Source organism: Acetobacter thailandicus (assembly GCF_011516655.1).
Lineage (GTDB): Bacteria > Pseudomonadota > Alphaproteobacteria > Acetobacterales > Acetobacteraceae > Acetobacter > Acetobacter thailandicus.
On record NZ_WOSV01000008.1, the window covers coordinates 104627 to 111670 of the forward strand.

The window sequence follows — 7044 nt, forward strand, 5'->3', positions numbered from 1 at the left end:
AGAAACACCTATTCTCTTATGCGTTCGATCTGAGCACCACAGGCTGCCAGTTTACGCTCAACGGCCTCATAGCCCCGGTCGAGATGGTACACACGGCTCAGAGTTGTTTCCCCCTGAGCGGCAAGACCAGCAAGAATCAGCGAGAAAGAAGCCCGCAGATCTGTTGCCATAACCGGAGCCCCGGAGAGAAGTTTTACACCACGAATAATGGCTGATGAACCATGAACATTGATGCGAGCACCCATGCGCACCAGTTCAGGCACATGCATAAAACGATTTTCAAAAATCGTTTCTGTGAGCATAGAAGCACCCTCAGCCACAGAAAGCAGTGTCATAAACTGGGCCTGCATATCGGTGGGGAAGCCGGGGTATGGCTCGGTCATAATATCGACGCCACGAAGCGGGCCTGTACGACGCACCCGCAGAGCATTGTCCTCTTCACTGACTTCTACGCCGGCTTCTTCAAGGGTGCGGATAACTGCACCCAGGTGCTCGGCCTGTCCGCCAATCAGCCGCAGGTCGCCGCCTGTAATGGCTGCAGCACAGGCATAAGTACCGCATTCAATACGGTCAGCCATAATGTGGTGTTCAGCACCATGCAGAGCTTCAACACCGTCAATAATAATGTGGCCGGTGCCTGCGCCGGTAATCTGTGCTCCCATGGCATTCAGGCAAGCCGCAAGGTCAGCCATTTCAGGCTCGCGTGCGGCATTGAGAATTTCGGTGCGTCCCTTTGCCAGGGTGGCTGCCATCATCAGGTTTTCTGTGGCCCCGACAGAGGCAAATGGCAGAGCGATACGGTCTCCGGTCAGACCGTTGGGAGCGCTGGCGTTAATATAGCCATTTTCAAGAGTAATTTCTGCGCCGAGAGCCTCAAGCCCTCTGAGGTGCATATCTACCGGGCGGGTACCGATGGCACAGCCGCCGGGCAGAGAAACCCGCGCTTTACCACAGCGTGCCAGCAGCGGGCCGAGAACCAGAATAGAAGCCCGCATTTTAGAGACGATGTCATACGGGGCTTCAGTATTGGTGATTGTGCCACTGATGCACAGAGTGCTGTCATCACCATTGACGGCTTCAACTGTCATGCCATGCTGCGTCAGCAGGTCGCGCATTGTTGCGATATCATCAATGCGCGGGACGTTGCTGAGTATCAGACGTTCTGATGTTAACAGCCCGGCCACCAGGAGCTTGAGCGCAGCATTTTTTGCCCCGCCAATTGTGATGTCGCCGTGGAGAGGCCTGCCACCCCGGATGATAAATCTGTCCATCGGTTTTACTCACATACGCGGGGTGGTGACACCAGATTGTTTCATATATTTGCCTGTGCGGTCAGCGTAGCTGGTTTCACAGGGTGTCTCACCTTTAAAAAAGAGAAACTGGCAAATACCTTCATTGGCGTAGATACGTGCCGGCAGAGGGGTTGTATTGCTGATTTCGATCGTGACCTGACCTTCCCACTCTGGTTCCAGAGGGGTGACATTCACAATAATACCGCAGCGTGCATAAGTTGATTTGCCAAGGCAGACGACCAGCACATCGCGGGGAATACGAAAATATTCAATGGTATGTGCCAGAACGAAGCTGTTTGGCGGGATGATGCACTGGTCTGCCTTACGTGAAACAAAGCTGTCAGGTGAAAAATCCTTGGGGTCAACAATGGCGTTGTTGACGTCAGTAAAAATGCGGAACTCATCAGCAATACGCGCATCATAGCCGTAAGAGGACAGGCCATAGGAAATGACGCCATCGCGCTTCTGAGATTCGACAAATGGCTCAATCATACCGTGGTCCTGGGCCATCTGACGTATCCATGTATCGGGTAGCACGGGCATGTCAGTTCTTCTCCGGTAGTGCAGATTGTATCTGGTTATTTTGTTCTTCCTGCCGGGTGCGTGCCTGTTGTTTGCGACGTCGAAGGTTCGCACGCAGGGCAGCAGCCTCTTTTTCAGCACGCGCAGCTTTTGCTGCAAGAGTTTTTGCAGAAACGTTGGTGCCGGCAGAAGGGGGTAAGGACGAATCGGTCATAGAGTCCGAGGTCTGATGAGGTAAAACATTCACTGTGGTGAGTAGCAGAGCCTGGCAGATATGCCTAGCGGTAAGCGTCTTTTACGTCAGATATCCTGCCAGGTGCAGGGTGTGACGTGGCCGGTGCGCAGGCTGTCTTTGAAAGAAGAGGCGCAGAGAGCTTCAAATTCAGCTTCGTGCTCATAAGCTGGCATGAGTTTTTGTATCAGCGCATTTTTATGCGTCGCCGGATGGAAATAAATTTCCGAGATGCCATCAGGTAAGTGTGTTGCCAGGGCGGAGACTCTTTGTGCTGTCATGTGACCGCTCCATGCCAGACCAAAACACCAGTCGTTGGTGACCATACCGGCCGAACGGATCTGATGGCGGAGCAGGCGTGTCCACTGCCTGAGCACGGCATCGCCAAAGCTGTCAGAGATTTTTTCTGAAGCTGCCAGAGGGGCTGGTGGTTCAAGGGGGGTACGAATGGCTCTCAGACCGTAGTTTTTGCCAATATCAATCATCATACGCGCTACAGTAGGGTGCAGGTGCATATGTTTATGGGCATTGGCGTGGTCGAGTGTCAGCCCTGTTTTACGGAAGGCTTCAAACTGCGCAGTAATTTCTTTGTGCAGCTGTTTGCGCCCTTGTGGACGAAAAAAATAATCTACCCCGAGACCCAGTTGTGAAGAGGAAAACCAGCCGTCAGGCTGAGTGATCAGCGGCAGGCTGGTGTGTGGAAGAACCGAAGCGCCCTCAATTACCACCAGGTGCAGCCCGACATGCAGGCCGGGCAGGCGTTTGGCACGCTCGACAGCATCGGCGGCAGCCGGGCCGGCAACCATCAGGCTGGCAGTTGAAAGAACGCCTTCACGATGAGCAATTTCGATGGCTTCATTGACTTCGACAGACAGACCAAAATCGTCAGAGGAGATAATGGCACGCTTCATGGAGAGGTCTCCTGTCATATCGAAAGAGGCAGATGTCAGAGATATTCTGGTCGTGCAGAAAAGAGTTGATAAAAATAAGGCCGGTGCACCCGTGGGAGTGCGCCGGCCATTATTACATCAGGAAAAGTCAGCTTGCCTGACGATCTTTAAGGAAGTGGAAGAACTCCACACCTTCGCGCAGGCGGCGCTTCATCATCTGCGGGGAGCGTACCATTTCACCAACAATGGAGGCAATTTTCGGAGCGCGGAAATAGAATTTTTTATAGAATTCTTCAACGCTGTTGAAAATTTCAGTGTGTGACAGGTGCGGGTAATGCAATGGCGCCATCTGCACGCCGTTCTCGTCAATCAGGTCAGCATTGCTTTCATCAAGCCAGCCGTTTTCTGATGCCTGCTTGTGCAGGGCGGTGCCAGGATAAGGCGCAGCCAGAGAAACCTGCAGTGTGTGCGGATTGATCTCTTTAGCAAAGTTGATGGTTTCCTGAATGGTCTCTTTGGTTTCTCCGGGGAGACCGAGGATGAAGGTGCCATGAATTTTAATGCCAAGTTCGTGGCAGTTTTTCGTAAATTCGCGGGCAACTTCGACGCGCATACCTTTTTTGATGTTATGCAGAATCTGCTGGTTGCCGCTCTCATAACCTACCAGAAGCAGGCGCAGGCCGTTATCACGCAGTACTTTCAGTGTTTCGCGAGGCACGTTTGCTTTTGCATTACATGACCATGTGATGCCCATTTTTCCCAGCTCGCGGGCAATGGCTTCTGCGCGTGGCAGATCATCGGTGAACGTATCGTCGTCAAAGAAAAATTCTTTGACCTGTGGGAAATACTGGCGGGCCAGGCGAATTTCAGCAGCAACATGCTGTGGGCTGCGTGTGCGGTAGCGATGTCCGCCCACAGTCTGTGGCCACAGGCAGAAGGTGCAGCGAGACTTACAGCCACGTCCCGTATAGATAGAAATATAAGGGTGCATCAGGTAACCGATGAAGTAATCTTCAATCCGCAGGTCACGCTTATAGACTTCGGTTACGAAAGGCAGGCTGTCCATGTCTTCAATCATGGCGCGGTCGCGGTTCGTAACAATTACACCGTCTTTATTACGCCATGTGATGCCATCAACATCTTTGAAATCACGGCCTTCAGCAATTTCTTTGATGGTGTAGTCGAACTCATTGCGGGCAACGAAGTCAATCGGTGCACCTTTGAGCAGGCTTTCATCAGGCTGCACAGCAACTTTAGCACCAACCATACCAATTTTAAGGTTGGGGTTTACGTCCTTGAGCATCTGAGCGACTTCAACATCCTTCGCGAAAGAAGGGGTTGATGTGTGCAGAATGACCAGGTCGCGGTTTTTCACATCTTCAAGGATAGGCTCCATGCCAATGCCAGCCGGAGGTGCATCAATCAGGCGGCTGCCTTCAACCATGGCGGCAGGCTGTGCCAGCCATGTCGGGTACCAGAATGATTTGATTTCCCGTTTTGCCTGATAGCGGGAGCCTGCACCACCATCGAAACCATCGAAAGTCGGAGGCTGAAGGAAGAGAGTTCTCATCATGGGAAGTTTGATCCTGACAAGGTTGAGAGGGCACGGCCTGATGGGGTGGAGGTCAGATCATCGGAAGGGACGTTGTCCTTTGTTTCCGGGGAGATGTGACGATTTGAAGATTTACGAGCAGAGTGTGGGGTTACATGCATTGTTTGGCCGCGCCAGTCAACCTGTGTGCCATGAACACTTCCTGCCATAATACCGGCAGAGAGCAGGTCACGCAGAGGAAGAAACAGCAAAGGCCACCATGCTTTTTCACCTGTAATCTGATTGATACTGCGTGCTGTTATGGCACGAATACCCCAGCATGAGAAAAAGAAAATCCACGCCTTGCGTGAGGTGGGTTTGAGAAGAACTGTCAGTAACGCCCAGAAAAGTGACAGCTGAATTGAAGATGCTGCATAGCCTGCAGGTGCCAGAGAGCGCACAGTACGCCCCCATCGCAGTTCGTGCGCTATGAGTTCAGGAGCTGACTGCTCAGCTACAGTTGTCCAGGTCAGGCAGTCAGCAATAGTAATATCATGTCCCTTTTGCCTGACCAGCTGCCCCAGAACGCCGTCATCGGCGACATGAGGTAATAAGGCCTGAAGGCCTCCGACAGACTCCAGAACTGAACGCGTCAGTGCCATTGTGGCACCCAGACAGTCCTGACGCCCCAGATGGCGGGACAGAATAACACCAGGCAGAAAATTGTGGTTGATCTGACTGGCAGCCATACGCTGAACAAAAGAGTTCTGTGCCGGGCGACCAGCGTACAGGGTTGTGACAAGGCCTGTTCCGGCTTTGTTAAGAGCTCTGACAATGTGGCGCAGGTAATCCGGTCGCACATGAATGTCAGAATCAGAAATGATCAGTGTCTCATATTCTGCATATGGCAGCACATTCATCAGGTTACTGATTTTGCGGTTCAGCCCGTAAATGCCGGGGTGACATATGACCTGCATATCAAGGTGGGGGTAGCGCTTTTTCAGGCGTTCCACCAGAGCAATTGCCGGGTCTGCTTTATCCTGCACACCAAACAGTATCTGAAAGCGTGGATAGTCCTGCTGGCAGAAGCTTTCTATGGCTTCTTCGAGCAGAGGTTCTGTTCCGCACAGAGGTTTGAGAATAGTAACCGGTGGCAGCGGCTGCTCCCCCGCTGAGGGGGAGCGCTCTCTTTTGCGGAAACGTCTGAAGAGCAGGGCGCCGGCCACAGATTGCGCACATCCGGCTGCGGCCAGAACAGAACTTGAGAGAGCCAGAACAGAAGAAATGCGAAACATCAGCCAGCAATCATTCCTCTGTGGCAGAGCATGCTTGTTGTCAGTGCGTTTAGTTTCACGATCGGCTTATCCTGATTTATTTAGCTTCAGAGAAGCTTTTAACTTTATTTTCAAGCACTTTTATTAAACCAGCAACCCCACCTGACGTTAAAGTCGAGCGGAAATCAGAACGCTGGGCAGCAGCCTGGCTAATACGTGATTCACTCAGCAGAACGTCAGTAATGCGCCAGCCATTATCTTCATGATGCATAATGTAGCTCAGCGGTGTACCCGGCATGCTATCCTGCGAGCCGATAAATGTGTTTACGATTTTATCGCCGGCAACAGGAGAGTTTTCAGGTTCTGGCTTGATTGTGAAGCGTGCTCCTGCACCTGGTGTAAAGCTGGAGACATAACGGGCAACGGTGAAGTCACGAAATGCTGCGAGAAGTTTTGCTTTGTCTTCAGGTGTCAGAGAATCGTATCGCAGTCCGACAGAGGCTTTAAGTACAGCACTCAGGTCAAAGCTTTTATCGACAGCGGCGCCAACGATAGCTGCCCGGTCGCTGAAGCCTGCATGTGAGGTTTGTATTTGTTCAAGTGCTGCATAGAGTGTCTGAACAGGGGTGATGACAGCAGAGTTGGCGGCTGTCTGTGCCTGAGCTGCTGGGAAAAGGAGACCTGATCCGGCAACGGGAGCAAAGGCTACGCCAAGGCCAAGCAGAAGACCTGCGCGGAAGGCAATGCGTTTTAAGCTCATGGTTTGGTTCCTGTCGAATAATTTGACATGTTTACTGAGGAGGCTCCCTCAATTCCAAGTGCGCTGAGAGCAGTATTTACGATGTATGGAGCGGTAAGGCCAGCCTGCTCATACTGTGCTGCCTGAGTATTATGGTCGATAAAGATATCAGGCAAGGTCATGGGACGAAAGCGCACAGAGTCGAGCAGCCCGGTTCTGGCCAGGTGATGCATGACGAGAGACCCAAAGCCACCCTCTGAACCTTCCTCAAGCGTAATCAGCACAGCGTGGTTGCGTGCCAGATTTTCAACAAGGCCGGTGTCAAACGGTTTGGCAAAGCGCGCATCAGCAACGGTAGGGGCCAGGCCATGGGCTGCGAGGATATCCGCCGCTTTAAGCGCTTCAGCCAGGCGCGGGCCGAGGGAGAGGATGGCGATGCCACCTTTCTCAGGACCGCTCTGACTGCCCATTTCACGAATAATCCGGCCTTTGCCAATTTCGAGCACCTGTCCGGCTGCCGGCAGTTCAAGGCCAAGCCCGCCACCACGCGGGTAGCGCAGGGCA

8 protein-coding genes are annotated in these 7044 nt (G+C 52.6%); all 8 read right to left on the bottom strand.

Features of this window, described 5'->3' with window-relative positions; genetic code table 11:
• Nucleotides 1-8: 8 nt before the first annotated feature.
• Complete coding sequence (gene murA / locus GOB58_RS10725) at nt 9-1271, bottom strand: UDP-N-acetylglucosamine 1-carboxyvinyltransferase (protein WP_086635503.1); 1263 nt, start codon at nt 1269-1271, stop codon at nt 9-11.
• A gap of 9 nt (nt 1272-1280) precedes the next feature.
• Entirely contained in the window at nt 1281-1835 is a 555-nt protein-coding gene (gene dcd / locus GOB58_RS10730) for a dCTP deaminase (RefSeq protein WP_086555238.1), read from the bottom strand.
• A 1-nt stretch (nt 1836) separates the two neighbouring features.
• On the bottom strand, nt 1837-2028 hold the full coding sequence (locus GOB58_RS10735; protein WP_086555237.1) for a hypothetical protein: 192 nt from the start codon (nt 2026-2028) through the stop codon (nt 1837-1839).
• Nucleotides 2029-2114: 86 nt separating this feature from the next.
• Nucleotides 2115-2957, bottom strand: a complete 843-nt coding sequence (gene hpnK, locus GOB58_RS10740) for a hopanoid biosynthesis-associated protein HpnK (protein WP_173560184.1) — start codon at nt 2955-2957, stop codon at nt 2115-2117.
• A gap of 127 nt (nt 2958-3084) precedes the next feature.
• Nucleotides 3085-4509, bottom strand: coding sequence for a hopanoid biosynthesis associated radical SAM protein HpnJ (hpnJ, locus tag GOB58_RS10745; protein ID WP_086555235.1), 1425 nt, complete (start codon nt 4507-4509; stop codon nt 3085-3087).
• Complete coding sequence (hpnI, locus tag GOB58_RS10750) at nt 4506-5762, bottom strand: bacteriohopanetetrol glucosamine biosynthesis glycosyltransferase HpnI (RefSeq protein WP_086635501.1); 1257 nt, start codon at nt 5760-5762, stop codon at nt 4506-4508. The genes hpnJ and hpnI overlap by 4 nt, the downstream gene beginning before the upstream one ends.
• Nucleotides 5763-5838: 76 nt before the next feature.
• Nucleotides 5839-6501, bottom strand: a complete 663-nt coding sequence (locus tag GOB58_RS10755; protein ID WP_086555233.1) for an ABC transporter substrate-binding protein — start codon at nt 6499-6501, stop codon at nt 5839-5841.
• Nucleotides 6498-7044 (bottom strand): transketolase C-terminal domain-containing protein (locus tag GOB58_RS10760; protein WP_277876805.1); only part of this gene is annotated, 547 nt, incomplete at its 5' end. The genes GOB58_RS10760 and GOB58_RS10755, both read right to left, overlap by 4 nt.